Raw genomic sequence first — 24,657 nt, forward strand, 5'->3', positions numbered from 1 at the left:
GGCCGGCCGGCGGGGCGGGCGCTCAGTCGGTGCCGGACTCGATCGCCGCGTGGTCGAGCAGCTGGTCGTCCTCGCCGGGGACCTGCCCGCTGGAGGCGATCGCCTCGGCCCCGCCCTCGGGCAGCTCGCCGATCAGCGCGGTCGAGGGCACCTGGGCCGCCTCCAGCAGCGCGGGAGCCGGGTGGCCGACCATGCCGACCTTGGCGTACTGCTCCAGCTTGGCCCGGGAGTCGGCGATGTCGAGGTTGCGCATGGTGAGCTGGCCGATGCGGTCGACCGGCCCGAAGGCGGAGTCCTCGGTGCGCTCCATGGACAGCTTGTCGGGGTGGTAGCTGAACGCCGGCCCGGAGGTGTCCAGGATGGAGTAGTCCTCGCCGCGCCGCAGCCGCAGCGTCACCTCGCCGGTGACCGCCGTGCCCACCCAGCGCTGCAGCGACTCGCGGATCATGAGCGCCTGCGGGTCCAGCCAGCGGCCCTCGTACATGAGCCGGCCCAGCCGGCGGCCCTGGTCGTGGTAGGTGGCCAGGGTGTCCTCGTTGTGGATCGCGTTGACCAGCCGCTCGTAGGCCGCGTGCAGCAGGGCCATGCCCGGCGCCTCGTACACGCCCCGGCTCTTGGCCTCGATGATGCGGTTCTCGATCTGGTCGGACATGCCGAGGCCGTGCCGGCCGCCGATCGCGTTGGCCTCCAGCACCAGGTCGACCGGGGAGGCGAACTCCTTGCCGTTGATCGTCACCGGCCGGCCGCGCTCGAAGCCGACCGTGACGTCCTCGGCGGCGATCTCGACGGCCGGGTCCCAGAACCGGACGCCCATGATCGGCTCGACGATCTCGATGCCGGTGTCCAGGTGCTCCAGCGACTTGGCCTCGTGGGTCGCGCCCCAGATGTTGGCGTCGGTGGAGTACGCCTTCTCGGTGCTGTCCCGGTAGGGCAGGTCGTGGGCGAGCAGCCACTCCGACATCTCCTTGCGGCCGCCGAGCTCGCTGACGAAGTCGGCGTCCAGCCACGGCTTGTAGATCCGCAGGGAGGGGTTGGCGAGCAGGCCGTACCGGTAGAACCGCTCGATGTCGTTGCCCTTGAAGGTGGAGCCGTCGCCCCAGATCTGCACGTCGTCCTCGAGCATGGCGCGGACCAGCAGGGTGCCGGTGACCGCCCGCCCGAGCGGGGTGGTGTTGAAGTAGGCGCGGCCGCCGGACCGGATGTGGAACGCCCCGCAGGCCAGGGCGGTCAGCCCTTCCTCGACCAGGGCGTCGCGGCAGTCGACCAGCCGGGCGATCTCCGCGCCGTACGCGGTGGCGCGCCCGGGGACCGAGGCGATGTCGGGTTCGTCGTACTGGCCGACGTCGGCGGTGTAGGTGCACGGCACGGCACCCTTCTCGCGCATCCACGCGACCGCCACCGAGGTGTCGAGGCCGCCGGAGAAGGCGATGCCGACACGTTCACCGACCGGAAGAGAGGTGAGCACCTTGGACACGTCTCAATTGTATACACAACCCTGCATGAGTTTGCACCCCCTTCCGTAAATCCCGGCCGGGCCGGTCAGGAGGGGCGGGGCAGGGCGACGCCGGCCAGCAGCTCGACGGAGCGGAACCAGACCTTGCGGTCCGGCGCCATGAAGGCGACGATCAGCTCGTCCGCCCGGGCCAGCTCGGCGAACCGGTCGAGATGCTCCTTGACCTCCGGCGGGGTGCCGACAGCGGAGTGCCTGGTCATCGCGGCGATCTGCCGGCCGGCCGGCGACTTTAGGATCATGTCGGCCTCCTCGGGGGTGAAGGTCCGCCCCCGGCCGATGAACCGACTCACCCGCAGCCGCTTGGCCGCCAGGAACTGCTCCTGCGCCTCCTCGGCGCTGTCGGCGGCGATGACGTTGACGCCGGCGATGACGTACGGCCGGTCCAGCTGCGCGGACGGGCGGAACTCGCGCCGGTAGAGGTCGACGGCCTCCTCCAGCGCGTCCGGCGCGAAGTGCGAGGCGAAGGCGTACGGGAGGCCGAGCGCGGCGGCGAGCCGGGCGCCGAACAGCGAGGAGCCGAGGATGTACAGCGGCACGCCGGTACCGTTGCCCAGGGTGGCGTTCACCCCGGGGATCCGGGTCTCGCCGGTCAGATAGCCCTGCAGTTCCAGGACGTCCTGCGGGAAGGTGTCGGCGGCGGCGGGATCGCGGCGCAGCGCGCGCATGGTCTGCTGGTCGCTGCCCGGCGCCCGGCCGAGGCCGAGGTCGATGCGCCCGGGGTGCAGCGTCGCAAGGGTGCCGAACTGCTCGGCGATGGTCAGCGGGGCGTGGTTGGGCAGCATGACGCCGCCGGCGCCCAGCCGGATCGTCCGGGTGTGTGCCGCCACGTGAGCGATGAGCACGCTGGTCGCCGAGGAGGCGATGCCGTCCATGTTGTGGTGCTCGGCGTACCAGACGCGCCGGTAGCCGAGCTCCTCGGCGCGGCGGGCCAGGGCCACGCTGGCCTGGAGGCTGTCCCCCGCCGTCTCTCCGGGCCCGATGACGGCCAGATCGAGGATGGACAGTGCGGGAGCCATGGGGAACCGGCCTTTCGCTGCGGGTACGCGCCGGACGGCGCCTTCCGTGCAACCACCGCACCCCGCCGGTTATTCGGGCGCTCCCCCACGAGCGGCCTCCTCGATGGCGGCGATGTAAAAGAATCTGTACATCGGGTCAAGGATGGGTTACATTGCTGATGTAAAGGATTCTGTACATCGAAGGGCTCGTCATGACGCATGAAGAGAAGCGCTCGTGGATCCATCTGGTCGTCACGGTGCTGGCGTACACCGGCTACGTGATCGTCGTCACCGGCCGCGCCGAGGGGCGCCCGTTACCCGAGGTCCCGTACGCGGCCGCCCTGCTGTGGACGATCGGCGGCGCCATCGTCGCGTCGATGGCGGCCGAGATCGGGATGGCGGTGATCCAGCCGCGGGCGTCCCGCGCGGTGGACGTGCGCGACCGGGAGATCGGGCGGTACGGCGAGCACGTGGGCCAGTCGTTCGTGGTCATCGGCGCGGTCGCCGCCATGCTCATGGCGGTGGCCGGCTGGGACCGGTTCTGGATCGCCAACGTGGTCTACCTGTGCTTCGTGCTGGCGTCGATCCTCGGCTCGGTCACGAAGGTCGTCCTCTACCGCAGGAGCGTCCCGCAGTGGTGAAGCCGACGCGGGTCACCAACCGCATCCGCGCGCTGCGCTTCGGGCAGGGCGAGATGACCCAGGCGGAACTCGCCGACCACATCGGGGTGACCCGGCAGACCATCATCGCGATCGAGCAGGGCCGGTACTCCCCCTCGCTGGAGATGGCCTTCCGCATCGCCCGGGTGTTCGGCGTGCCGCTCGACGACGTGTTCCAGTATCCCGAGACCCCGGAGGGGGAGAAATGAAAGCGATCGTCCAGGACAGGTACGGCGCGGCCGAGGTCTTACGGCTGCGGGACATCGACCGGCCGGTGCCCGGGGACGGCGAGGTGCTCGTCCAGGTGCGGGCCGCCGGCGTCGACCCGGGCGTGTGGGTCTTCATGACCGGCCGGCCCTACATCGTGCGCGCCGGCCTCGGGCTGCGCCGGCCCCGGGTGCGGGTACGCGGCCGGGACGTCGCCGGGGTGGTGACGGCGGTGGGCGCCGGCGTCACCCGCTTCCGGCCCGGCGACGAGGTGTACGGCACCACCACCAGGGGCGCGTACGCCGAGTACGCGGTGGCCCGGGCGGACCGGCTGGCGCCCAAGCCGGCCGGCCTGACGTTCGAGCAGGCCGCGGCGGCGCCGGTCTCCGGCCAGACCGCGGTGCAGGCCCTGCGCGACGTCGCCCGGGTCCGGGAGGGGCAGCGGGTGCTGGTGATCGGGGCGGCCGGCGGCGTCGGATCGTTCGCCGTGCAGATCGCCAGGGCGTACGGCGCGACGGTCACCGCGGTGTGCGGCCCGGACAAGGCGGACCTGGTCCGCTCCCTGGGCGCCGCCCGCGTCGTCGACTACACCCGGCAGGAGGTGGACGGCGAGGGGCCGGTCTACGACGTGGTCGTCGACACCGCCGGCTGCCGCCCGCTGTCGACGCTACGCCGGGCCATGGCACCGGGCGGCACGCTGGTGCTGGTGGGCGGCGGGCACGCCACCGGCCCCCTGCTCGGCGGCATGGAGCGCGGCCTGCGGGCGCTGCTGCTCAGCCCTTTCACCCGCCACCGGCTGCGCATGCTGATGGCCCTGGAGCGTTCCGAGGTGCTGGCGGAGCTGACCCGGCTGATCGAGTCCGGCCACGTCACCCCGGCGGTGGGCCGGGTCCATCCGCTGGCCGAGGCGCCGGCGGCGCTGCACCACCTGGCCGAGGGCCACCCGGCCGGCAAGATCGTCATCACCGTCTGAGACCCGCGGCCGGGGGCAGGGGGAACGCCCGGCCCCGGCTCCGGCCTCCCGCACCCGGACCCGGGTGCGGGATCAGCCGTGACCGGCCGCCTCTCCGGTGCGGCCAGGGCGGCGTCAGCGCCAGAGCGCGGTGATCAGCGCCACGGCGACCAGCTTCAGCAGCCAGTCGCCGGCGTGCAGGACGGCGCGCCGCTTGGGCGCGTCGTCCCAGAGCACCGAGCCGGTGATGAGCACGAGCGGAAACCCGGCCCACAGCACCAGGCCGAGCAGTACGGCGGCGCGCCACTCGGTGATCTGCAGCCGGGTGGCCAGCCAGGCGATCACCAGGGCGACGACCAGGCCCCGTCCCAGCTCGGCGCCCACCTTCCAGATCGGCATGGCGGCACCGGTGCTCGCCTCGCCGCCGGTGGCGGGCCGGTCGAGAACGGCGTACCAGGTCGCGCTGATCAGGAAGGCGGCGGCGACGGCCGCGGCCAGGGCCCAGGGGGCGATGTCCATGAGATCTGTCTCCATAGTTCGCAGGGATGAGTGCCCGGCGGATCGCCGGGTGAGATGAAGGCACCGCCTGAGGTCGCCGCGGCGGGGCGCCCGGGCCGGGCCGGTAAGAGGCGGCCGGCCATCTCGTCCCGCCCGCTTCCAGGCGGGCAGGCGGCTCTCGGCCAAGTGAGGACCCGCCGCGCCGGCACCCTCGCGAACGTCCTCCGCGTCATGTCTTCCGCGTCAGGTCGTCCGCGCCAGGTCCGGCCGGGGAGGCGGCGGGCGCGGGTGCTCAGGGGGTGAGCAGCGCCTTCAGGGCGGCGAGGCGTTCGCGCCAGAAGGCGGCGAGCCGGGCGGCGTCCGCCGGATCGGTCACCTTCTCGTGCGCCACCGCGACCACGGCCTTGGACTCGCCCTTGGCGGTGAAACCGGCGACGACCCGGGTCGAGCCGTCCGGCCAGCCGGCCCGGAACGTCTTGGCGGCGGTGGCGGTTCGGACGTCGACGTCGACGGGCAGCCACCGCGCGCGGATCTCGGGGTCGGCGAACGCCCGGTAGAGGACCTCCACCGGGACGTGGATCGTCTTACCGGCGGAGACACCGTAGTGACCGGCGGCGTTCTGGCCGGGCACGCGCATGCCGCGCTCTTGCTCGTAGGCCACCGTTATGTTCTGCGACGACCAGCTGTCGACCTGGTGCTCCTCGCGCAGCCGGCGCGCGATCTCGGTGTGCGAGTGTCCGGTGGCGCCCCAGGCGTCCAGCAGCGCGAACCATTCGTCCCAGCCGCGCGAGGTCCGCGCCCGGATGGTGGCCTCCGACACCTTGCTCCGCCTGACCTCGGCTCCGGCCGGACGGACGGGTGGCGCACCGCCGTCGGCCAGCAGCCGGCGGCGGGCCGTGGTGTAACTCTCGCCGGTCTTCGCGGCACGCGCCCGGACCCGGGACTTGAACGACTTTCGGCTCGTCATCACGGCTTTCCCTTATGGCACGGCCGCGGGACCCACGCTCCCGTCGACCCCGCCGGAAAGGTCGTGTGTGCCGGCGTCCCGAGAGCTCGCGGCTCCCTTTGCCTCCGCTGCGCCGGTGGCGTGAGCACCGGAATGGAGGTGAGGCGCGGGACGGCGCCGGGACAACCGTAACCCAGGCGTCCGCGGCACCGCAATGAGCGCGGGAACCGGGCACGACACTCGATATACGGCACTCGATTCAGCCGCCATCGACCTGCCCCGGGGACGGACGTCAGCCGGTGCGGCGAGCGGTGGATCGCCGGACGGGCGCCCGGGGTCCCGGGCGCGGGATCAGCCGAGGGCGGCGGTGACGCGGGCGCGCAGCGCGGGCTCGTGGGCGGAGTCGGTGCGCAGCGTCACCGGCAGGCCCGCGCCGCCGAGGACGTCCAGGAGCATCGCGAACCGGTCGGCGGGCTCGGCGGCCAGCAGTTCCTCGGCGTGCGCGACGACCAGGTGAACGCCCTGGCCGGCGGCGACATCGCGCAGCGCGTCGGTGAGGGCGTCCCAGTTGTGGCCGAAGTAGCCGGGGAGGCGGAGCGCCCGCGCCGCCTCGGTGAAGAAGGCGGCGCGGGTGCGGCACGCGCGCCCGTCCAGGACCACCGGCACCGGGCCGGTGGACACGGTCAGCCAGGACGGCGACGGGCGCGCGGCCGTGGTCATCGGCGGATCCTCACAGGCGGTAGAAGTCGGTGTAGTGGTTCGGCGAGAACCAGGTCACGCCGGCGGCGCGGTCCACCACGATCCGGTAGGCGTCCCGCGCGGCGCCCTTGGCTCGCGAGTACACGTCGTACTCGTAGTAGGTGCGGCCGGCCGGCAGCTGTCCCTCCCGGTTGTAGAAGCGGCCTCCGGTGTAGTTGTACCGGCCGTCCGGCCACGAGTACCAGCCGGCACCGGTCGGGTATCCCTTGCCGGCCCAGACGCTGTCGGCGTAGCGCGCGTCGGCGCACCGGGACAGCGAGCAGGTGTCGTACACCGCCGCCCGCGCGGGGGTGATCCCCCCGAAGCCGGTCAGGGTGCTGAGCGCGGTGAGCAGGGTGATGAGCCGGACCGGCCACGAGGGGCGGGGGCGTCGCGGTGCGGGCACGGTGCCTCCTTGCTGGTTGGTACGAGGTACGGGCAGAGGTACGGACATTCGCCAGGTTGAGCGATGGACGTTCCGGGTGGCGGCATCGCCGCGCAACGGGACGGTGAACTCTTCGCCCGGGGTCGGGAACGGGGGTACGGATCCGGTCCGGGCCGGCCCGGACCGGACCGGCCTGGTCTTGGCCGGTCCTGGCCGGTCCTGGCCGGATGGCGCCCGGCGGCCGGCCGGGCCGGCCGGAAACGGCCATCCGCCGGCCCGGCCAGGTGCCGCTTTCCCGCACCCTGGCCGTGACTTTGTGTAATCATTGGCTACGCACGGTCATTTCGGCTGGATGGCCGACCGGCGCCCGCGCTCCGGCGGGCCGGCTCCTTCCCCCCGGGGGAACCGGCCCGCCGGTCTCGGCCCCCGGGGAACCGGCCCGCCCGTCTCAGTCCCCGGGGGCCGACCTCCTTGCCGGGACCCGCCTACCGGTCTCCCTCCGCGGACCATTGCCGAGGCCCGGCCCCATCGTGCGGCGGCGATCCCGGCCCGGGGCCGGTTGGTGATGATGCCGTCCACCCGGTAGGACAGCAGGCGGCGGATCGCCCGCGGGTCGTCCACCGTCCAGGCCAGGACCTGCATGTGCAGGCGGTGCACCCGGCGGACGTACGCCGCGCCGAGGTGGCGGTAGGGCACGTTGATCTGGTCGGCGAAGCGGGCCAGACCGGCCAGCCGGGCGGGCGCCGGGGTGCCGAGCAGGCCGATGGGCACGCGGGGCAGCAGCCGGTGGAACCGGCGCATCGAAACCCAGTCGAACGACTGCACGGTGAGCCGGCCGGGCGCCAGCCAGAAGGGGTCACGCCGCAGCTCGGCGGCGACCCGGGCCTCGATGCCCGGCTGCCGGGCCGGATCCTTGATCTCCAGCAGCAGCCCCATCCCCCGGCCGCGCATCGCGCGCAGCACCTCGCCGAGCGTGGGCACCCGCTCGCCCCGGTACCTGGCGGCGAACCAGGAGCCGGCGTCCACCTTGCGGATCTGGGCGAGCGTCAGGTCGCGGACCCGCCAGGGCGCCCGGCCGGGCAGGACGCGCTCGGCGTTCGTGGTGCGGGTCAGCGTCGCGTCGTGCATCAGGACCAGCCTGCCGTCCCTGGTCTGCCGGACGTCCAGCTCGAACCGGTCGGCGCCCTGCCGCGCCGCCAGCCGGAACGCCGCGATGGTGTTCTCCGGGGCGTACGCCGAGGCGCCGCGATGCGCCACGATGACGGCCGCCCGCCGCGCGGCGGCCGTCGACGCGACGGCGGCCGGCGACGCGACGGCGACCGTCGACGCGACGGCGACCGTCGACGCGACGGCGACCGGCGACGCGACGGCGACCGGCGACGTGGGTGCAACCGGGGAGGTGGGGGCAACCGGGGACGTGGCGGCGACCGGGTATGTGCCGGTCGCCAGGGGCGCGGCGGCGGCCGGCGCGCGGGCGGCCGGGCCGGCGGCCCGGGCCGCCGGGAACGGCAGCGCCGCGATGGCCATGATGGCCGCGCCGGCCGCCAGGGCCATGGCCGGCAGCATCGGTGCCGTCAGGCCGGATCGTCGGAACATGCGAGTCTCCTCAGGCGTCGGAGGCGGCCTACGCCCTGAACCTGAGCGCTCTTCGCGACTGCCGGTGAAGCACCAAGTAAAGCCAGCATGCCGACCGAATGGCCATTTCGACCTTGGTGTCCGCATATATCCGGGTAAACGTTGTCCTAATCTGAGAAAGCCGCCGGGATGGCCGTCCGGATCCGCCGGCCGGTTTCGACGTCGCGGATGTGCGGCACCACCGGGGCGCCGCCGGAGGGAGAGACCCGTGAAGTACATGATCTTGACCTATGCCTCGCAGCGCGACTACGACGCCATGGCCGGCGACCCGGAGGGCACCCCCTGGTCGGCCGAGGACTTCGCGGCCATGCACGAGTTCATGACCACCCTCAACCAGGAGCTGGCCGAGTCCGGCGAGCTGGTGGAGACCCGCGGCCTGGCCGCCCCGGTGCACACCCGCCGGGTGGGCAACCGGGACGGCGTCCCGGTGGTCACCGACGGGCCCTACGCCGAGACCCAGGAGGTGCTGGCCGGCTACTGGATCGTGGAGTGCGCCGACTTCGATCGGGCGACCGAGATCGCCGGCCGGCTCGCCGGGTGCCCCGGCCCGGCCGAGATCACCAGCACGGCGGTGGCCGACGTGCGGCCGATCGCCGACGAGGCCGCCGACCTGGGCATGTGACCGGCGCCACCCCCGTTCCCGAGGACCTGCTGCGCGAGCTGGCGCCGCGGGTCCTCGGCGCGGTCGTCCGGCGCTACGGCAACTTCGACCTCGCCGAAGACGCGGTCCAGGAGGCGCTGCTCGCCGCCGCCGCGCAGTGGCCGGCCGGCGGCGTGCCGGACGACCCGCGGGCCTGGCTGATCACGGTGGCCGCCCGCCGGCTGACCGACCTGCTGCGCGCCGAGCAGGCGCGCCGGCGCCGGGAGGACACCGTCGCGCGGTGGCGGCTGCCGCGGGAGTGGGCGGCGCCGGCCGCGGACGCGCCGGCCGCCGGATCCGACGACACGCTGGTCCTGCTGTTCATGTGCTGCCATCCCTCGCTGGCCCCCGCAGCGCAGATCGCCCTCACGCTGCGCGCGGTGGGCGGGCTGACCACCGCGGAGATCGCCCGCGCGTTCCTGGTCACCGAGGAGACCATGGCCCGGCGGATCACCCGCGCCAAGCAGCGCGTCAAGGACAGCCGGGAGCCGTTCCGGCTGCCCACCGGCGCCGAGCGCGCCGAGCGGCTGGGCGCGGTGCTGCACGTGCTCTACCTGATCTTCAACGAGGGCTACGCCGCGACGTCCGGGCCGAGCCTGCAGCGGGCCGAGCTGGCCGCCGAGGCGATCCGGCTGGCCAGGATCGTGCACCGGCTGCTGCCCGGCGACGGCGAGGTGGCGGGCCTGCTGGCGCTGATGCTGCTCACCGACGCCCGCCGGCCGGCGCGCACCGGCGCCGACGGTGCGCTGGTGCCGATGGCCGAGCAGGACCGCGGCCGGTGGGACGCCGGCCGGATCGCCGAGGGCGTGGCGCTGATCACCGAGACGCTGCCCCGCGGCCCGACCGGGCCCTACCAGCTGCAGGCGGCCATCGCGGCGGTGCACGACGAGGCGCCGAGCGCCGGGGCGACCGACTGGCCGCAGATCCTGGCGCTGTACGGGCTGCTGCTGAAGATCTCGGACAATCCGGTGGTCGCGCTCAACCACGCGGTGGCGGCCGCCATGGTGCACGGACCGCGGGCCGGGCTCGACCTGGTCGGCGGCCTGGCGGCCGATCGGCGGATCTCCGGGGACCACCGGCTGTCCGCGGTCCGGGCGCACCTGCTGGAGATGGCGGGCGACCCGGCCGGCGCCCGGGACGCCTACCTGGCGGCGGCGCGGCGGGCGACCAGCCTTCCGGTCCAGCGCTACCTGCACGCCCGGGCCGCCCGGCTGCCCGGCTCGCCGCCCGGCCCGCGCTGAGGCGGTGGCCCGCGTCAGGAGGCCCGGCGGGCGAGCGGGAACAGCAACGCCAGCGCCGCCGCCAGGCACAGCACGCTGACCGGCACCAGCGCCGGCCAGCCGTAGGAGTTCGCGACCAGGCCGAACAGCGGCGCGCCCAGCAGCGAGCCCAGGCTGCCCATCTGGGCCACCACCCCGTTGCCCACGTCCGCGTGGTCCAGCCGGGCCAGCAACATGGGCAGCACGGCGAAGACCACCGCCCCGAGCAGGCCGCTCGCCAGCGAGATGACCGCCGCCCCGGTGATCGAGGCGGCCGCCGAGCCCGCGATGCCGTAGGCGGGCCAGGCCGCCGGCAGCATGATCACTCCAGCTGCGACCAGCGCGGCGGGCCGCACGCCCCGGCGCAGCAGCACGCCCGCGGCCAGGCCGCCGGGCACCCCGAACAGCGAGATGATCGACGTGGCCGCCCCGGCCGGCCCGGCCGCCCACCCGTGCTCCTCGATCAGGTAGGTCGGCAGCAGCGCCACCACCGGGGCGGCGATCAGCACCATCAGGCAGAACCCGGCGGACAGCAACACCGGCCCGCGCAGGTCCGCGGCCCCCGGCCGGGCGGCCGGGGTCAGGCCGCCGTCCGCCGCCGGGGGCGGCAGCATCGGCCGGGCCGCGACCGCCGCCAGCAGGGACAGCGCGGCCATCACCCCGATCCAGCCACGCCAGCCCAGCGCCTCGCCGAGCAGGCCGCCGGCCAGCGTGCTCAGGCCGATGCCGGTCGGGACGTACGTCGCCCACAGCGACATCGCGACCCCGCGGTCCCGGCCGTGCGCGAGCCGGATCATCAGCGCCGGGCAGGCGACGATGATCAGCAGGAAGCCGGCGCCCTCCACCACCCGGGCGGCCAGCGCCCAGCCGAAGCCGCCGGCCGGCAGGGCGGCCGCGCCGGCCAGCGCGGTGAGGACCAGGCCGATCACCAGCGAGCGCTCGGCGCCGATCCGGCGGACGGCGTATCCGGCCGGCAGTCCCACGACGGCGCCCACCGCGAGCGCCGCCGAGATGATCCAGCCGAGCCGGGCCAGCGAGAGCCCGAGATCGGCCGCGACCGCCGGGCCCACCGGGGCGTACTTGCCGAGGTTCATCGCCCCGACCACGCCGGCCAGGTAGAGGACCCCGATCGTCCGCCAGGGCGATCGGTCCCCCGGGGTGCCGTCCGGGGATGGGAGGCGTGCCATCGTTCCTCCTCGCGCGCGGGGGGCCGGGGAGACCGCGCCGCCCGGGCGGTGGCGGTGGCGCCCGACGCGCCACGACCCGGGCGGCCGCGAGGGCCCGCCGCGTGCCGCCGATCCCGCCGGGCACCCGCATGATCGCACCCATTCCGGCCCGGCGGAAGGTACGGTGACGGCCGTCCCCCGCCGCGCCGCCGCCGGCCGCTCCGGGGGCCGCACGCGCTCCGGTGGCCGCATCCGGCCACGCTGCAGGCCTCTGACCAGGCAGATCACCAGGGAATGTCCACCGATAGAGAGCGGATAGCGGTGCCTTCTAGCTTTTTCAGTACGGCCCGGGCATTGGCACCGGCCAGAAGAGCGAGGGGCTCGGCAATGACGAAGCGCATCCAGATCGCCACTCGGTTCACCATCATGGCGATCTTCGCCGTGGGCGGCATCGTCCTCGGCACCACCGCGCAGGCCGACTCGGCCCCCGCGACCGCCATCCGCGTCAGCGCCGGCTCCGCCGCGACGATGTACGGCAACACCCCCTGGGGCTGATACCCGAAGACACGCGGAACGCGGTCGTGGCCGAAAGGCCCCGGCCGCGTTCGCTTTTCATCATCGGCCAATCCTCGGTGATCGGAGTTCCGTCCGGCCGGCCGGACGGCGATTGGACCGGCACAACAAAAAAAGGCCGTCAAGGTGAATGGAAAAGGACCACGAAAATGCCGCACGGCCGGAGGCGGTCGCCTCCGGCCGTGCGGCGGGCCACCGGCCCGTACCGTCAGCCCCAAGGGGTGTTGGAGTCCTGGGTGGGCGTGGGGGTCGGCGTTGGGACGCCGCTGACCACGGGGTTCGCCGGCACGGAGTCGGCCGTCGCCGCACCGGCCAGGGCCAGGCCGCCGCCGGTGGCGATGATGGCGAAAAGGGCGATCCTGGCGGTGGCGGACTTGATGTTCTTCGACATTTCCCTGTCCCCTGTCATTCGCCGGCGGCCCGTTTCCGTGCCGTGTTCCTGCTGCTGATGACAAAGCTATTAGGGGTTGCTATCCGCCCCCTATCGCCTCGCTTCCACCCCGCTACCGGAAAACCCGGGTGAGGCGATAGCGCTTATCGGCCCCGGCAATGGACCGGCCGGCGCCGCCCCCGCGTCCGCGCGCAAGAAAGGCCGGCCGGGCCGATCCGCTCAGCCCCGGGAGGCGGAGCCCGAATCCGCGTCACCCCCGCCTCGGAACGGCCGGGCGTCAGGTCACCGGGACGATCTCCGCGGACAGCAGCCGGCCACCGGCGATCCGCAGCACGCCGACGGTGCCCTGCGGCTGCCGGCGCCGGTCGGTCGGCGAGCCGGGGTTGAAGATGCGCAATCCGTCCTCGTGGTGGTCCAGCGGGATGTGCGAGTGCCCGAAGACCACCAGGTCCGCCTCCGGGAAGCGGCGGCGCAGCCGGGCCCACCGGCCCGTCCGCGGGCCGCTGTCATGGATCATGGCCACCCTGAGCCCGCCGATGTCCAGCTCCAGGGTCTCCGGGGCGGTCACGTCCGGGCCGTCGTTGTTGCCCTTCACCACGTGCACCGGCGCGTAGCCGGCCAGTTCCTCGATCACCCCGGCCGTGCACACGTCCCCGGCGTGCAGGATGGCGTCCGCGCCGCGCAGGTGCCCGGCCACCGCGGGCGGACACCCCTTCCACCGGCGCGGCGCGTGCGTGTCCGCCAGCGCGACCACCTTCAGCGTCCCCATGCGAGGTCCCTGCCCCGCCGGGGCGGGCCGGTCACCCGGACGCGGCCGGTGAAGAGTGCGGCGGGCCGCCGGACGGGGTTTCCGCCGGGGGGTGGACGTCCGGCGGCGGCTCGTAGAGCACCGGCCCGTGTCCGCGGTAGCAGCTGGTCTTGGCCGACCTGGTCCGGGTGGCGCCGATCTGCAGGTACGCCTCGATCTGCACGCAGCCCTTGCGGGCGATCAGCATGTTGCCCCAGCTGTTCGGCCGGGCGTCGGCCTTGTAATAGGCGGGTGCGACGGCGCCGTCGACCGGGCGGCGGGTGATGATGTGCACGCTCCAGGTGGCGGAGTTGGGCCCGTAGACGTAGCCCCAGACCGCATCACACCGCGCCGAGTAGTACAGGGCGAGCGAGCCGTAGGGCTCCTCGTCCGGCCAGAACATGCCCTGCCGCTCGATGAGCCGCTGGTCGGGCCCGCAGTTGGCGATGTAGGGGTCGACACCGTCATCCGGGACGGGCGGGCCGCCGACCGATCTCCCGGCCAGCCAGGGCGGCTCATCCGGGTGCAGCAGCCAGCCGCCGGCGCCGCCCGCCAGCAACAGCACCAGCGCGACCGCCAGCAGCCGGCCCGCCGCCCGCCGGCGACCGCCGGACCACCCGGCGCCGCCCGCGCCGGCCCAGCCACCGGCACCGGCCCAGCCATCGGTGTCGCCCCAGCCGCCCGCGCCGGTCCAGCCGCCGGTGCCGAACCAGCCCGCCCCCGGGCCGCCGGGCCGCGGCCGGACCGCCCCGTCCAGCGGCCTCTCCCGCGTCCCGGCCGGCCAGAACGCCATCCGTGGCAGCACCATCCCGCGCCGGAGCGGGACCGGCAGCGCCCGGCCCGGCTCACCGGGCAGGTCTGCCGGGATCCCGCTGCCACCCGGCGCCTCCGTCCCGGCCGCGTCATCGGTGGCCTGGCCATCGGAGCCCGCCGGCCCGGCGCCGGGCGGCGGGCCGGCGGGGCCGTCCAGTTCCTCCCTGCCATCGCCGTGCGGGTGCCCGGCGGCCGCCTCGCGGGCCGCCGCCCGCCACCGGTCGCGCCACCAGGGCCAGTCGCCACCGCAGACCCGGACGAACTCGTGCAGCACCCGCTCGGACGGCAACCCCCGCCCGGCGACCGCCGCGGCCAGTGCGCTCTTGGACACGCCGCACCGGCGCGCCATCCTGCCGAACGGCATCTCCCCCGCCGCCGCGCGCAGGGCGCGTAACTCGCAGGCGAACCGCTCGACCGGCCCCCAGGCCGGGTCGAGCGGGCGCATATGCCGGCCCACCGCCACCACCTCGACTTCTGGACAAAGAAGACAACGAACCTGGTGGCGATTGTCCAGAAATGTGGCGACTGGACAATACCGACCGCATACAGGTTCCACGGCGGAAGGTCTGTGACCAAGACCGCTCCGGACCTGGTCCGTCCTGGGCCGGGTCCGCCCATGTCCACCGCCGAGCCGCACTATTGCGGCGCACCTGGAATCGGAGGTTCCATGCGCAAGTTCATCACCGCCATCGCCTGCGCGCTCATGGCCGTCGGGGTGACCACCATCACCCAGGCACCGGCCCACGCGGCGTCCGCGGACGCCTGCCTGGCCGCGCCCAGTGCCGCCAACTGTGACGGCGTCGACCCGAGCGACGGGCGTGTCCCCTGCCGGAACGGCGCCTGGATGGTGGGGACGGCCTACGGCTATCCGGTCGTCCCCAAGGACAGCCTCGGGGTGCCGGTGAAGGTGCAGATCCAGCTGTGGTGGTCGCCGGCCTGCAAGAGCAACTGGGCCCGGATCGTGGCGAACGGGTTGACCGAGACGCTGCCCAACGTCTACCTGCGGGTGCAGGCGAGCGACGGCCGCACCCAGGGGCTGGTGCACAACGTGGATCCCAGCGGCCTGTGGTCGATCATGTACACCGACCTCGTCTACGCCCCCTCACCGCTGAGCGCGCGGGCCTGCGCCTCCAACGCGTTCTTCTCCGCCTGCGGGCGATACGTCTGACCACGTCAGCCGATAGGCGTCCCCGCCCGATCGCGGGCGGGGACGCCGTCGCACGGGTTCAGGAGTGGGCCTCGACGAGCTGTCGTTCGGCCTCGGCGAGGTAGCCCTCCAGCAGCCGGGCCGCGCCCTCGGCGTCTCCCTCGGTGAGGCGGCCGAGGATCTCCCGGTTGCGGGCCAGGTACGGCTCGTGGAAGGCGCGCGGGTTGCGCATGGCGAGGAAGACCAGGCGCAGCTCGGCCAGCGTCTGGCGCATCATCTGGTCCAGCCGCTCGCTGCCGGCCAGCGCGACCACGGCCCGGTGGAAGCCCATGTTGGCGGTGCCCACGTCCTCCCAGCGGCCCTCGGCGGCGGCCCGCTCGGCGGCGTGCACGGCCTCGCGCAGCGCGGCGAGGCCGTCGGGGGACGAGCCGGCCGCCTGGCGCACCGCGGCGCACTCGACCAGCCGGCGCAGGCGGTAGAGATCGGTGACGTCGGCCGCGGTGAGCCGGCGGACGAACACCCCGCGGTTGAGCTCGTGCACCAGCAGGCGCTCGTGGGACAGCAGCCGGAACGCCTCGCGCACGGTGTTGCGGGAGACGTCCAGGTCGTCGACGATCGGCCCCTCCGAGAGCCGCTCGCCCGGCTCGTACACGCCCTCGGTGATGCGCTGGCGCAGCACCCAGGCCACCCGCTCGGCGGTGCTGGTGCGGTCCAGCATCGCGCGCTCGGCGGCGAGGCGATCCGCCGCCCGCACGCCGGTCTCGGTCACGACGGTACGGCTCCTTCTCCGGCCTGGGACTCCCGGATCTTAGCACGAGCCTATTGTCAAATCGTTCAACGATCCTTATGTTGAAGCAATCGGCTCCTCCGGAGCCGTGAGACGTCGGGGGCACCCGGCCGGGCCCCAGGCCCGGCCCGGCGCCGTCTCTGTCCGGCAGAAGGCAGTGAGGTGCGCGAATGACGACATCGCCCACGTCCCAACCGACCGGAACCACCGAAGAGCGGCCCGGCCCGGCGCTGTTCGCCTGGTACACGTCGCTGACCCGCCAGGGCCGCAAGGCGTTCAAGGGCGCCTTCCTCGGCTACGGCCTCGACTCCTACGACTTCTGGGTCCTGCCGCTCGGCCTGGTCGCCATCGCCGCGACCTTCGGCCTGGACAAGGCGCAGACCGGCCTGCTGGCCACCACCACGCTCGTCTGCTCGGCCATCGGCGGCATCGCCGCCGGCGTGCTAGCCGACCGGGTCGGCCGGGCCACCACGCTCATGATCACCGTGATCACGTACGCGGTGTTCACCGCGCTGTGCGGGATCGCGCCGAACTACGAGACGCTGCTGGTCTTCCGCGCGCTGCAGGGGCTCGGCTTCGGCGGCGAGTGGGCGGCCGGCGCCATCCTGGTCGCCGAGTACGCCGAGGCGCGGCACCGCGGCCGGGCGGTCGCGGTGATCCAGAGCTCCTGGGCGGTCGGCTGGGGGCTGGCGGTCCTCGTCTACACGCTGGTCTTCCAGCTCGCCGACCCCGGCCTGGCCTGGCGGGTGCTCTTCCTCACCGGCGCGCTGCCCGCCCTGGCGCTGATCTACCTTCGCCGCAACGTGGCGGACGCCCCGCTGTTCACCGAGCACCGGCGCACCGCCGCCCGGGTCCCGGTGTCGGCGATCTTCCGCGGCGGCCTGCTGCGCACCACGCTGTTCGCCACCCTGCTGGCCACCGGCACGCAGGGCGGCTACTACACCCTGGCCACCTGGCTGCCCACCTACCTCAAGACCGAGCGCGGCCTGTCGGTGATCGGCACCGGCGGCTACCTGGCCTTCCTCATCACCGGGGCGTTCTGCGGGTACCTGACCGGCGGGCACTTCACCGACCGGATCGGCCGCAAGAAGACCATCGCGCTGTTCGCCGTGCTCAGCGGCGGGTTGATCCTGCTCTACACCATGCTGCCGCCGGCGGCGAACGCCTACGTGATGTTCCTCGGCTTCCCGCTCGGGTTCTGCTCCTCGGCCATATTCTCGGGCTTCGGCGCCTACCTGTCCGAGCTCTACCCGAGCGGCGTCCGGGGCACCGGCCAGGGCTTCACCTACAACGTGGGGCGCGGGATCGGGGCGTTCTTCCCCACGGTGATCGGATTCCTGGCCACCACCTACAGCGTGGGCGGCGCGATGGCGTTCGGCGCGCTCGCGTACGGCATCGCGGTGGTGGCCCTGTTCGGCCTGCCGGAGACGCGCGCCCGGCGGCTCGCCTGACCTCGACCGCGCGCGAACAGCACCTTGGAGCCTGACATGACCCCGGCGTCCCGCCCGTCCAGAAGCATCGACCTCAACTCCGACCTCGGCGAAGGCTACGGCCGCTGGGAGCTCGGGGACGACGAGGCGCTGCTGTCCATCGTCACCAGCGCCAACGTGGCCTGCGGGTTCCACGCCGGCGACCCGTCGATCATGCGCCGCACCTGCGAGACGGCCGCCGCGCGGGGCGTGGCGATCGGCGCCCAGGTCGGCTACAGCGATCTGGCCGGGTTCGGGCGGCGCTTCATCGAGGTGGCCCCGGAGACGCTGGCCGACGAGATCATCTACCAGATCGGCGCGCTGGACGCCTTCGCCCGGCTGGCCGGCGGCCGGGTGGGCTACGTCAAGCCGCACGGCGCGCTCTACAACGCGATCGTGCACCACGAGGAACAGGCCGCGGCGGTCGTCGCCGCGGTCCGGGCGTACGACCCGGGGCTGCCGGTGCTCGGCCTGCCCGGCTCGGAGTGGCTGAGGCAGGCCGAGGCCGCCGGGCTGACCGTGGTCACCGAGGCCTTCGCCGACCGCGCCTACACCCGCGAGGGCCGGCTGGTGCCGCGGAACCGGCCCGGCGCGGTGCTGCACGACCCCGAACAGGTGGCCGAACGGTGCCTGCGGATGGCCACCGGCGAGCCGATCGAGGCGGTGGACGGCACCGAGCTGCACGTGCGGGCCGCGTCGATCTGCGTGCACGGCGACAGCCCGGGCGCGGTGGACATGGCGCGCCGGGTGCGGGCCGCGCTCACCGCGCACGGCATCGAGCTGGCCCCGTTCACCGGCGGCGGCGCCTCCGGAGCCGGCCGGTGAGCCCGCGCGTCCGGCGGTGCGGCGAGAGCGCGGTGCTGGTGGAGGTGGCCGGGGTGGCGGAGGTGCTGGCGCTGTACGAGACGCTGGCCGCCGACCCGCCGCCCGGCGTCACCGACATCCTGCCGGCGGCCCGCACCCTGCTGCTCCGCTTCGGCCCGCCCGCCCGGCACGACACCGTGGCGTCCGCAGTGCGGGCCGCCCGGCCGGCCACCGGCGAGCGGGACGCGGCGGCGGAGGTGACCGTCCCGGTGGTGTACGACGGCGCCGACCTCGCCGAGGTGGCCGCGCTCACCGGGATGTCCGAACGCGAGGTGGTGGACGCGCACACCGGCACGCCGTGGACCGTGGCGTTCACCGGATTCGCCCCGGGCTTCGGCTATCTGGTCGGCGGGCATCCACGGCTGCGGGTGCCCCGGCGCCGCGAGTCCCGGGTGCGGGTGCCGGCCGGCTCGGTGGCGCTGGCCGCCGGGTACAGCGCGGTCTACCCCGGCGAGTCGCCGGGCGGCTGGCAGCTCATCGGCCGGACCGGGTTGGCGGTGTGGGACCTGGCCGCCGACCCGCCCGCGCTGCTGCGCCCGGGCACCCGGGTGCGGTTCACCGAGGCGTCCGGTGGCTGAGCCCGCGCCGCCGGGCGCGCGGAGGTTCCTGGAGGTCCTGGCGACCGGTCCGCTGGCGACCGTGCAGGACCTCGGCCGGCCCGGCCGCGGCGCCCTCGGCGTGGGCCGGTCCGGCGCGGCCGACCGGGGGGCGCTGCGGCTGGCCAACCGGCTGCTGGCCAACCCCGGCGACGCCGCCGCGCTGGAGGTCACCCTGGGCGGGCTGCAGGTGCGCGCCCGGGGCGAGCTGCTGGTCGCGCTGGCCGGCGCCCCGTGCCCTGCCACGGTCACCGGCCCGGACGGGCGCAGCCGGGTGATCGGCCACCAGTCGGTCGAGCGGCTGCCGGACGGCGCGACGCTGCGCCTCGGCGTGCCGCGGCACGGCCTGCGCACCTACCTGGCGGTGCGCGGCGGGCTGGACGTGCCGCCGGTGCTGGGGTCGCGGGCGACCGACGTCCTGGCCGGGCTCGGCCCGGCCCGCCCCGAACCCGGCTCGCTGCTGCCGGTCGGCCCGCCGCCGCGGCGCTTCCCGGTCGTCGACCAGGTGCCGGCCCCCGGCCCGCCGTCCGGCACCCCGGTGCTGGCGGTGCTGCCCGGCCCGCGCGACGACTGGTTCGTCCCGGACGCGCTGCGGCTGCTGTGCTCGGCGGCCTACGAGGTGACCGTGGACAGCAACCGGGTCGGCATCCGGCTGCGCGGCCCGGAACTGGTCCGGGCCCGCGACGGCGAGCTGCCGCCGGAGGGCATGGTGCCCGGGGCGCTGCAGGTGCCGCCCGCCGGGCAGCCCACCCTGTTCCTGGCCGACCATCCGATCACCGGCGGCTACCCGGTGATCGCCGTGGTCACGGCCCGGGACGTCGACCTCGCCGCCCAGCTCCGCCCGGGGCAGCGAGTCCGCTTCCGCCTGTGCCTGGACGCGCGGTGACCCCGCCCGTCCGGCCGTACCGAAGGGAACGCGATCCGATGAACACGACCTCCCCCACCTTCCCCGGCCCGACGCCCGACGAGGCGGCCCGGCTGACGCCCCCGCAGGCGCGGGCGCTGTTCCGCCGGGGCCACGTCTCGCAGACCTCCGGGTGGTCGGCCGGCTGGACCCAGGCCAACCTGATCGCGCTGCCCCGCGATCGGGCGTACGAGTTCCTGCTGTTCGCGCAGCGCAACCCGCTGCCCTGCCCGGTGCTGGACGTCACCGAGCCGGGCGAGGTCGCCGCGTCCATCTTCGACGGCGACCTGCGCACCGACCTGCCCGCCTACCGGATCTACGAGAACGGCAGGCAGGTGGCGGAGGTCACCGACGTCGTCGCCCACTGGCGGGACGACATGGTGTGCTTCCTGCTCGGCTGCAGCTTCACCTTCGAGTCGGCACTGCTGGCCGCCGGGGTGCCGGTGCGGCACATCGAGAACGGCACGAACGTACCGATGTACCGCACCTCGCGGCCGTGCCGGCCGGCCGGCGGGCTGGCCGGGCCACTGGTGGTCACCATGCGCCCGATCCCCGCCGAGCTGGTGGCGACCGCGGTCGGGGTCACCGCCCGCTATCCGGCGGTGCACGGCGCGCCGGTGCACGTGGGCGACCCGGCGGAGCTCGGCATCGCCGACCTCGACCGGCCCGACTTCGGCGACCCGGTCGAGGTCCGTACGGGAGAGGTACCGGTGTTCTGGGCCTGCGGGGTGACGCCGCAGGCGGCGGTGATGCGCTCCCGGCCGCCGTTCGCGATCGGGCACGCGCCCGGCCACATGGCCATCACCGACGCCCGCGACCACGACTACAAGCTGGCCGGGCTGTAGCGGGCTACCACCCGTATCCGGCGGCGTAGGTCACCTCGGCCAGCACCCGCTGGCCGGTGGTGTTGGGGTGGAAGTAGTCCCAGGTGCTGATCTGGGACAGCGCGAAGGGGTAGCCGAAGACGGCTCCGCCGTCGTACTTGCAGGCCGGGTGCTCGCCGCACACCCTGGCGAGCACCTGGTTGAAGTCGGCGACCCGCTGCCGCACCCGGTCGCGCCGGGCGACGTCGGCGTCGGCCGTCGAGGTGGGCTTGGCGAGCATCGACTGGCAGATGCCGAACAGCGACCAGGCGCTGCGCGCGGAGGAGCTGCCCTTGCCGACCTCCCAGAGCCGCTTGATGTCCGGCACGCTGGCCACGAAGACCAGCGCGTCCGGCAGCCCGGTCCGCAGCCGGTCCATCCCGGCGCGGAACCGGGTCTCGAAGTCGGCGACCGAGGTCATGCTCGACTCCGAGGAGGTGCAGGCGTCGTTGGCGCCGATCAGAATGGTCACGTAGTCGACGCCCTGGGCGACGGCCTTGTCGGCCTGGCCGGCCAGGTCGGCGACCTTGGCCCCGGTCTTGGCGTCGTTGTTCGCCGACAGCCCGGAGTTCACCGCCCGGATCCGGGTGTAGTGGCTGTTGACGCTGGAGTACGAACCGGTGGACCAGGACCGGGAGGTGCAGTCGACGTAGAACCCGCAGGCGTTGAAGCCGCGGGTGATGGAGTCGCCCAGCGACGCCATCGAGTCCGGGACCGGGGCCGCGACGGCGACGGCGGGTCCGGCGGCGAGGGTGACGAGGGCGGTGGCGAGGATCGTGCAGGCGACGAGGATGCGGCGGATGTCCAAGCGGGGCTCCTGAGGGCTCTCCCCCGATGTGATCGGTAGCCCTGAATGTGCGGCCGCTTGACCGGAACCACAACCTCACATTAGTTGTTTCTTACCAGTTAGTAACATACGACTCGGCCATACCTCCGGCCTCTGACCCCCGCCTGCCCCGGCGGCCGGGCCGGTGCGGCGGGGGTTGTGACAGGCTGGCGACCATGGGCGGGGCCGGGCGGGCGGCGCCGCGAGACGGGCGGGAACGGGAGGCGCCATCACCGGCGACGGCGACAGGACACGGCATCCGGGCCCGGTTCCGGCGGGTGCGGTTCCGGCGGGCCCGGTTCCGGCGGATGCGGTGGCGGTCGGCCGGGCACTGGCCGAGGTGTCGGCGTTCGGGCCGTACTTCGCCGTCGAGCCCGCCGGAACCGGGCGGACCACCGGCCCCGGCGAGCGCGACGGGCACGGCGACGGTGACGGGCGCGGGCGGGCCGCCGGCCCGGGCGGTGCCGGGTGGGCCGGTGCCGCCGGAGACGGCGGGGACGGGTGGCGGCCGATGGCGGAGCTGGCGACCGACACCGCGGCGCTGCGGGCGCGGATCGCCGACTTCGCGCGGCGCCTGGGCACCGGCGAGCCGCGGGTGGCGGCGTCCATCCTGTTCCAGGGGCTGGCCGCCCGGCTGTGGTCGCCGGTGGTCGGTACGGTGACCGCCCGCGGCCTGGTCCCGGTGGACGCCGCCGGCTGCCTGCGCTGGCGGCCGGCCGCCACCGGCCCGCTGCCGCTGCGCGCCGCGGCGGGCGGCGGCTGGCTCGCCGTCCCGGCCGATCTCCCGGCCGGCCGGGTGGCCGGGCTGGTGTACGACGCCGTCGTCCCCGGCCTGCTGGCGCCGCTGGCGGACGCGGTGCGCGATGTGGTGAAGATCCCGGCGGCCGTGCTGTGGGGGAACGCCGCGTCGGCGCTGGCCGGCACGCTGCGCACCCTGCCCCCGGTACGCCCGGACCTCGGGCCGGCGGCGGCGCGCCTGGTCGCCGGAGTCGTCCGCCTGGGCCTGCTGGCGGGCACCGGCGAGCCGGCCGAACCGGCGCCCGGCGTGCACTTCTTCGTACGGACCAGTTGCTGCCTCTACTACCGCGTCCCCGGCGGCGGCCTGTGCGACGACTGCGCGCTGGTGCGCCCGCCGGACCGGGCGGCCGCCTGGGCGCGCGCGGCCCGCGCGGCCGGCGCGGCGGCCCGGCACGCGGCCGGCGGAGCCGCCGGGGAAGGGGCCGATGGCGGACGGGAAGGCCGCGGGACAGACCGGGAAGAGGCCGGCGGAGGTGCCGCCGAAGGGACCGATGGCGGACGAGAGGGGCCAGGATGATCGAGGACGACCTGGGACGGGCGGTGCCGGTGCCCGGCACGGTGCGCCGGGTGGTGTCCCTGGTGCCGTCGCTGACCGAGACGGTGGCCGCCACCGCGCCGGAGCTGCTGGCCGGTGCCACCGACTGGTGCTCGCACCCGGCCGGGCTGGACGTGCCCCGGGTGCGCGGCACCAAGAACCCCGACGTGCCGGCCATCATCGGGCTGGCGCCGGACCTGGTGCTGGCCAACGAGGAGGAGAACCGGCCGGCCGACCTCGACGCGCTGCGCGCGGCGGGGATCCCGGTGTGGGTGACCGTGGTGCGCACCCTGGACGACGCCCTCGCCTCGCTGCGCCGGCTGGTCGGCTCCGCCCTCGGCCGGCCGGAACCGGGCTGGCTGGCGGACGCCGGGCGGGCCTGGCGGACGCCGCCGGCCGGGCCGCCGCGGACCGCGGTGGTCCCGATCTGGCGCCGGCCGTGGATGGTGCTCGGCCGGGACACCTTCGCCGGGGACCTGCTGCTCCGCCTGGGGGTGCGCAATCTCCACGCCGGGCACGCCGAGCGCTACCCGCGGGTACCGCTGCCGGAGCTGCTGGCCGCCCGCCCGGACCTGGTCGTGCTGCCGGACGAGCCGTACCGGTTCACCGCGCAGGACGGTCCCGGCTTCTTCCCCGGCGTACCCGCCGCCCTGGTGAGCGGCCGGCACCTCACCTGGTACGGCCCGTCGCTGGCCGAGGCGCCCGAGGTGCTCGCCGCCGCCCTGGCGGCCGCCCGCCCGGCCGGCTGACCGGGCACGCGCCCGCTCCGGACCGGCCGGCCGACCCGGCACACACCTACTCCCGGACCGGCCGGCCGACCCGCCACGCCATACCGGAGGCCGGCCGGCACGCGCCTCGCGCGGCGGCGGGCGGGCACCGGTTCCGCCCCTTCCCGCCGGCGCCCGTCACTACCGGAGATGGCGGGTACCGGTGTCTACGCTGGGACGATGGGAGGAATGGCCGCCGGCGTGTTCACCGGTCAGGGCTGGGCCCAGCTCGGCGAGCTGGCGCTCGCCTTCCTGCTTTCCGCCCTTATCGGACTGGAACGGGAGTTCCACCAGAAAAGCGCTGGACTGCGCACGCACGCTCTGGTCGGTTTCGGTGCCGCGCTGCTGGTGCTCGTCTCGAAACACGGTTTCGACGACGTCGTCGGGCGGTACGTCACCCTCGATCCGTCCCGGGTGGCCGCGCAGATCGTGTCCGGCATCGGCTTCATCGGCGCCGGGCTCATCTTCATCCGGCGGGACGCGGTGCGCGGGCTGACCACCGCCGCGACCGTCTGGCTCACCGCCGCCGTCGGCATGGCGGCCGGTGCGGGGCTGTGGCTGCTCGCCCTCGTCGTCACCGGCGGGCACTTCGCGGTCACGGTCCTGCTCAGCCCGCTCGTCGACCGGTTGCCGCGCTCCAGGTACGCCCCGTCCCGGCTGCACCTGAGCTGCGCCGGCGGCGAGGGGGTGCTGCGGCGGGTGATCAGCGGCTGCACCGAGCGCGGGTTCGGGGTGAGCGAGCTGTCGGTCGACCGGCGGCCGCAGGCGGCCGGGACGCCGGCGGTCTCGGTATGGCTGAGCGTGCGCGGGAAGGGCTCGGTCCCTGAACTGGTCGCCGGTCTGGCGGACATCGAGGGCGTGCTTGCCGTGCTGGGCATGGACGGCGACGCCGCCCCTTGACGGCGCCGCGGGTTTCCCCGGCCGGGGGTCGGGCAGGCAGCCCC

General features: G+C 74.7%; 28 protein-coding genes. 15 read left to right on the forward strand and 13 right to left on the reverse strand.

The genetic code is table 11. The annotated features are described in order from the left end of the window. Window positions 1–22: 22 nt before the first annotated feature. Window positions 23–1,474 carry an argininosuccinate synthase gene (argG, locus tag Sru01_RS22425; RefSeq protein ID WP_203989583.1) on the reverse strand — a complete coding sequence of 484 codons (1,452 nt, stop codon included), beginning with the start codon at window positions 1,472–1,474 and terminating at the stop codon, window positions 23–25. 65 nt (window positions 1,475–1,539) lie between these two features. After that, window positions 1,540–2,529 carry an LLM class flavin-dependent oxidoreductase gene (locus Sru01_RS22430; RefSeq protein WP_203989584.1) on the reverse strand — a complete coding sequence of 330 codons (990 nt, stop codon included), beginning with the start codon at window positions 2,527–2,529 and terminating at the stop codon, window positions 1,540–1,542. A gap of 191 nt (window positions 2,530–2,720) precedes the next feature. Between Sru01_RS22430 and Sru01_RS22435 the strand changes: the two genes are divergently transcribed. From Sru01_RS22435 to Sru01_RS22445, 3 genes are read left to right on the forward strand one after another with little or no spacing between them, the layout of a single operon-like run. Next, window positions 2,721–3,149: a hypothetical protein gene (locus Sru01_RS22435; RefSeq protein WP_203989586.1), complete on the forward strand. Its 429-nt coding sequence runs from the start codon at window positions 2,721–2,723 to the stop codon at window positions 3,147–3,149. Next, complete coding sequence (locus Sru01_RS22440) at window positions 3,143–3,376, forward strand: helix-turn-helix transcriptional regulator (protein ID WP_203989588.1); 234 nt, start codon at window positions 3,143–3,145, stop codon at window positions 3,374–3,376. The genes Sru01_RS22435 and Sru01_RS22440 overlap by 7 nt, the downstream gene beginning before the upstream one ends. Then, complete coding sequence (locus tag Sru01_RS22445; RefSeq protein ID WP_203989590.1) at window positions 3,373–4,347, forward strand: NAD(P)-dependent alcohol dehydrogenase; 975 nt, start codon at window positions 3,373–3,375, stop codon at window positions 4,345–4,347. Before Sru01_RS22440 ends, Sru01_RS22445 begins: the two co-directional genes overlap by 4 nt. Before the next feature lie 114 nt (window positions 4,348–4,461). On the opposite strand, the gene Sru01_RS22450 is transcribed toward Sru01_RS22445, so the two are convergent. From Sru01_RS22450 to Sru01_RS22470, 5 genes are all read right to left on the reverse strand, one after another. Beyond that, window positions 4,462–4,845: a DUF1761 domain-containing protein gene (locus tag Sru01_RS22450; RefSeq protein WP_203989592.1), complete on the reverse strand. Its 384-nt coding sequence runs from the start codon at window positions 4,843–4,845 to the stop codon at window positions 4,462–4,464. A gap of 271 nt (window positions 4,846–5,116) precedes the next feature. Next, window positions 5,117–5,791 (reverse strand): SRPBCC family protein, encoded by a 675-nt coding sequence (locus tag Sru01_RS22455; protein ID WP_203989594.1) that lies wholly within the window; start codon window positions 5,789–5,791, stop codon window positions 5,117–5,119. Between the two features lie 330 nt (window positions 5,792–6,121). Beyond that, window positions 6,122–6,490: a barstar family protein gene (locus tag Sru01_RS22460; protein WP_203989596.1), complete on the reverse strand. Its 369-nt coding sequence runs from the start codon at window positions 6,488–6,490 to the stop codon at window positions 6,122–6,124. A 10-nt stretch (window positions 6,491–6,500) separates the two neighbouring features. Next, complete coding sequence (locus Sru01_RS22465) at window positions 6,501–6,914, reverse strand: ribonuclease domain-containing protein (protein ID WP_203989598.1); 414 nt, start codon at window positions 6,912–6,914, stop codon at window positions 6,501–6,503. 318 nt (window positions 6,915–7,232) lie between these two features. Beyond that, entirely contained in the window at window positions 7,233–8,489 is a 1,257-nt protein-coding gene (locus tag Sru01_RS22470; protein ID WP_239137649.1) for a glycerophosphodiester phosphodiesterase, read from the reverse strand. 256 nt (window positions 8,490–8,745) lie between these two features. Here Sru01_RS22470 and Sru01_RS22475 point away from each other — a divergent pair, with 256 nt between their 5' ends. Then, entirely contained in the window at window positions 8,746–9,150 is a 405-nt protein-coding gene (locus Sru01_RS22475; protein ID WP_239137667.1) for a YciI family protein, read from the forward strand. Next, complete coding sequence (locus Sru01_RS22480; RefSeq protein ID WP_203989601.1) at window positions 9,147–10,409, forward strand: RNA polymerase sigma factor; 1,263 nt, start codon at window positions 9,147–9,149, stop codon at window positions 10,407–10,409. Before Sru01_RS22475 ends, Sru01_RS22480 begins: the two co-directional genes overlap by 4 nt. Window positions 10,410–10,423: 14 nt before the next feature. Here the strand turns inward: Sru01_RS22480 and Sru01_RS22485 are convergent, their stop codons facing one another. Continuing rightward, window positions 10,424–11,614 (reverse strand): MFS transporter, encoded by a 1,191-nt coding sequence (locus tag Sru01_RS22485; protein WP_203989603.1) that lies wholly within the window; start codon window positions 11,612–11,614, stop codon window positions 10,424–10,426. Window positions 11,615–11,980: 366 nt separating this feature from the next. Between Sru01_RS22485 and Sru01_RS22490 the strand changes: the two genes are divergently transcribed. Beyond that, window positions 11,981–12,148, forward strand: coding sequence for a hypothetical protein (locus Sru01_RS22490; RefSeq protein WP_203989605.1), 168 nt, complete (start codon window positions 11,981–11,983; stop codon window positions 12,146–12,148). Window positions 12,149–12,374: 226 nt separating this feature from the next. Here Sru01_RS22490 and Sru01_RS22495 read toward each other — a convergent pair whose 3' ends face one another. From Sru01_RS22495 to Sru01_RS22505, 3 genes are all read right to left on the reverse strand, one after another. Next, window positions 12,375–12,557 (reverse strand): hypothetical protein, encoded by a 183-nt coding sequence (locus Sru01_RS22495; RefSeq protein WP_203989607.1) that lies wholly within the window; start codon window positions 12,555–12,557, stop codon window positions 12,375–12,377. A 277-nt stretch (window positions 12,558–12,834) separates the two neighbouring features. After that, window positions 12,835–13,326: a metallophosphoesterase family protein gene (locus Sru01_RS22500; protein WP_239137650.1), complete on the reverse strand. Its 492-nt coding sequence runs from the start codon at window positions 13,324–13,326 to the stop codon at window positions 12,835–12,837. Window positions 13,327–13,357: 31 nt separating this feature from the next. Next, window positions 13,358–14,614 (reverse strand): helix-turn-helix domain-containing protein, encoded by a 1,257-nt coding sequence (locus Sru01_RS22505; protein WP_203989609.1) that lies wholly within the window; start codon window positions 14,612–14,614, stop codon window positions 13,358–13,360. Window positions 14,615–14,824: 210 nt separating this feature from the next. Between Sru01_RS22505 and Sru01_RS22510 the strand changes: the two genes are divergently transcribed. Next, complete coding sequence (locus tag Sru01_RS22510; RefSeq protein WP_203989611.1) at window positions 14,825–15,325, forward strand: DUF2690 domain-containing protein; 501 nt, start codon at window positions 14,825–14,827, stop codon at window positions 15,323–15,325. Between the two features lie 58 nt (window positions 15,326–15,383). Here the strand turns inward: Sru01_RS22510 and Sru01_RS22515 are convergent, their stop codons facing one another. Further along, window positions 15,384–16,073, reverse strand: a complete 690-nt coding sequence (locus Sru01_RS22515; protein WP_239137651.1) for a GntR family transcriptional regulator — start codon at window positions 16,071–16,073, stop codon at window positions 15,384–15,386. A gap of 188 nt (window positions 16,074–16,261) precedes the next feature. On the opposite strand from Sru01_RS22515, the gene Sru01_RS22520 reads away from it, so the two are divergent. Genes Sru01_RS22520 through Sru01_RS22540 form a run of 5 tightly spaced genes read left to right on the forward strand, consistent with a single transcriptional unit; the run spans window position 16,262 to window position 20,769 of the window. Next, window positions 16,262–17,542: an MFS transporter gene (locus Sru01_RS22520; protein WP_203989612.1), complete on the forward strand. Its 1,281-nt coding sequence runs from the start codon at window positions 16,262–16,264 to the stop codon at window positions 17,540–17,542. Window positions 17,543–17,578: 36 nt separating this feature from the next. Next, entirely contained in the window at window positions 17,579–18,385 is an 807-nt protein-coding gene (locus Sru01_RS22525; protein ID WP_203989613.1) for a LamB/YcsF family protein, read from the forward strand. Continuing rightward, a complete protein-coding gene (locus Sru01_RS22530) occupies window positions 18,382–19,002 on the forward strand; it encodes a 5-oxoprolinase subunit B family protein (RefSeq protein WP_203989614.1) in 621 nt (206 codons plus the stop codon). The genes Sru01_RS22525 and Sru01_RS22530 overlap by 4 nt, the downstream gene beginning before the upstream one ends. Then, window positions 18,995–19,906, forward strand: a complete 912-nt coding sequence (locus Sru01_RS22535) for a 5-oxoprolinase subunit C family protein (RefSeq protein ID WP_203989615.1) — start codon at window positions 18,995–18,997, stop codon at window positions 19,904–19,906. Before Sru01_RS22530 ends, Sru01_RS22535 begins: the two co-directional genes overlap by 8 nt. Before the next feature lie 38 nt (window positions 19,907–19,944). Further along, window positions 19,945–20,769, forward strand: coding sequence for a putative hydro-lyase (locus Sru01_RS22540; RefSeq protein ID WP_203989616.1), 825 nt, complete (start codon window positions 19,945–19,947; stop codon window positions 20,767–20,769). 4 nt (window positions 20,770–20,773) lie between these two features. On the opposite strand, the gene Sru01_RS22545 is transcribed toward Sru01_RS22540, so the two are convergent. Continuing rightward, complete coding sequence (locus Sru01_RS22545) at window positions 20,774–21,595, reverse strand: GDSL-type esterase/lipase family protein (RefSeq protein ID WP_239137652.1); 822 nt, start codon at window positions 21,593–21,595, stop codon at window positions 20,774–20,776. A gap of 331 nt (window positions 21,596–21,926) precedes the next feature. Between Sru01_RS22545 and Sru01_RS22550 the strand changes: the two genes are divergently transcribed. From Sru01_RS22550 to Sru01_RS22560, 3 genes are all read left to right on the forward strand, one after another. After that, the gene (locus Sru01_RS22550; protein WP_203989617.1) at window positions 21,927–22,928 is read left to right on the forward strand and encodes a (2Fe-2S)-binding protein; all 1,002 of its coding nucleotides are present in this window, start codon (window positions 21,927–21,929) and stop codon (window positions 22,926–22,928) included. Continuing rightward, complete coding sequence (locus Sru01_RS22555) at window positions 22,925–23,695, forward strand: helical backbone metal receptor (RefSeq protein ID WP_203989619.1); 771 nt, start codon at window positions 22,925–22,927, stop codon at window positions 23,693–23,695. Before Sru01_RS22550 ends, Sru01_RS22555 begins: the two co-directional genes overlap by 4 nt. A gap of 198 nt (window positions 23,696–23,893) precedes the next feature. Then, the gene (locus tag Sru01_RS22560) at window positions 23,894–24,613 is read left to right on the forward strand and encodes an MgtC/SapB family protein (protein ID WP_203989621.1); all 720 of its coding nucleotides are present in this window, start codon (window positions 23,894–23,896) and stop codon (window positions 24,611–24,613) included. Window positions 24,614–24,657: the final 44 nt, after the last annotated feature.

This window comes from Sphaerisporangium rufum, from assembly GCF_016863395.1.
GTDB lineage: Bacteria > Actinomycetota > Actinomycetes > Streptosporangiales > Streptosporangiaceae > Sphaerisporangium > Sphaerisporangium rufum.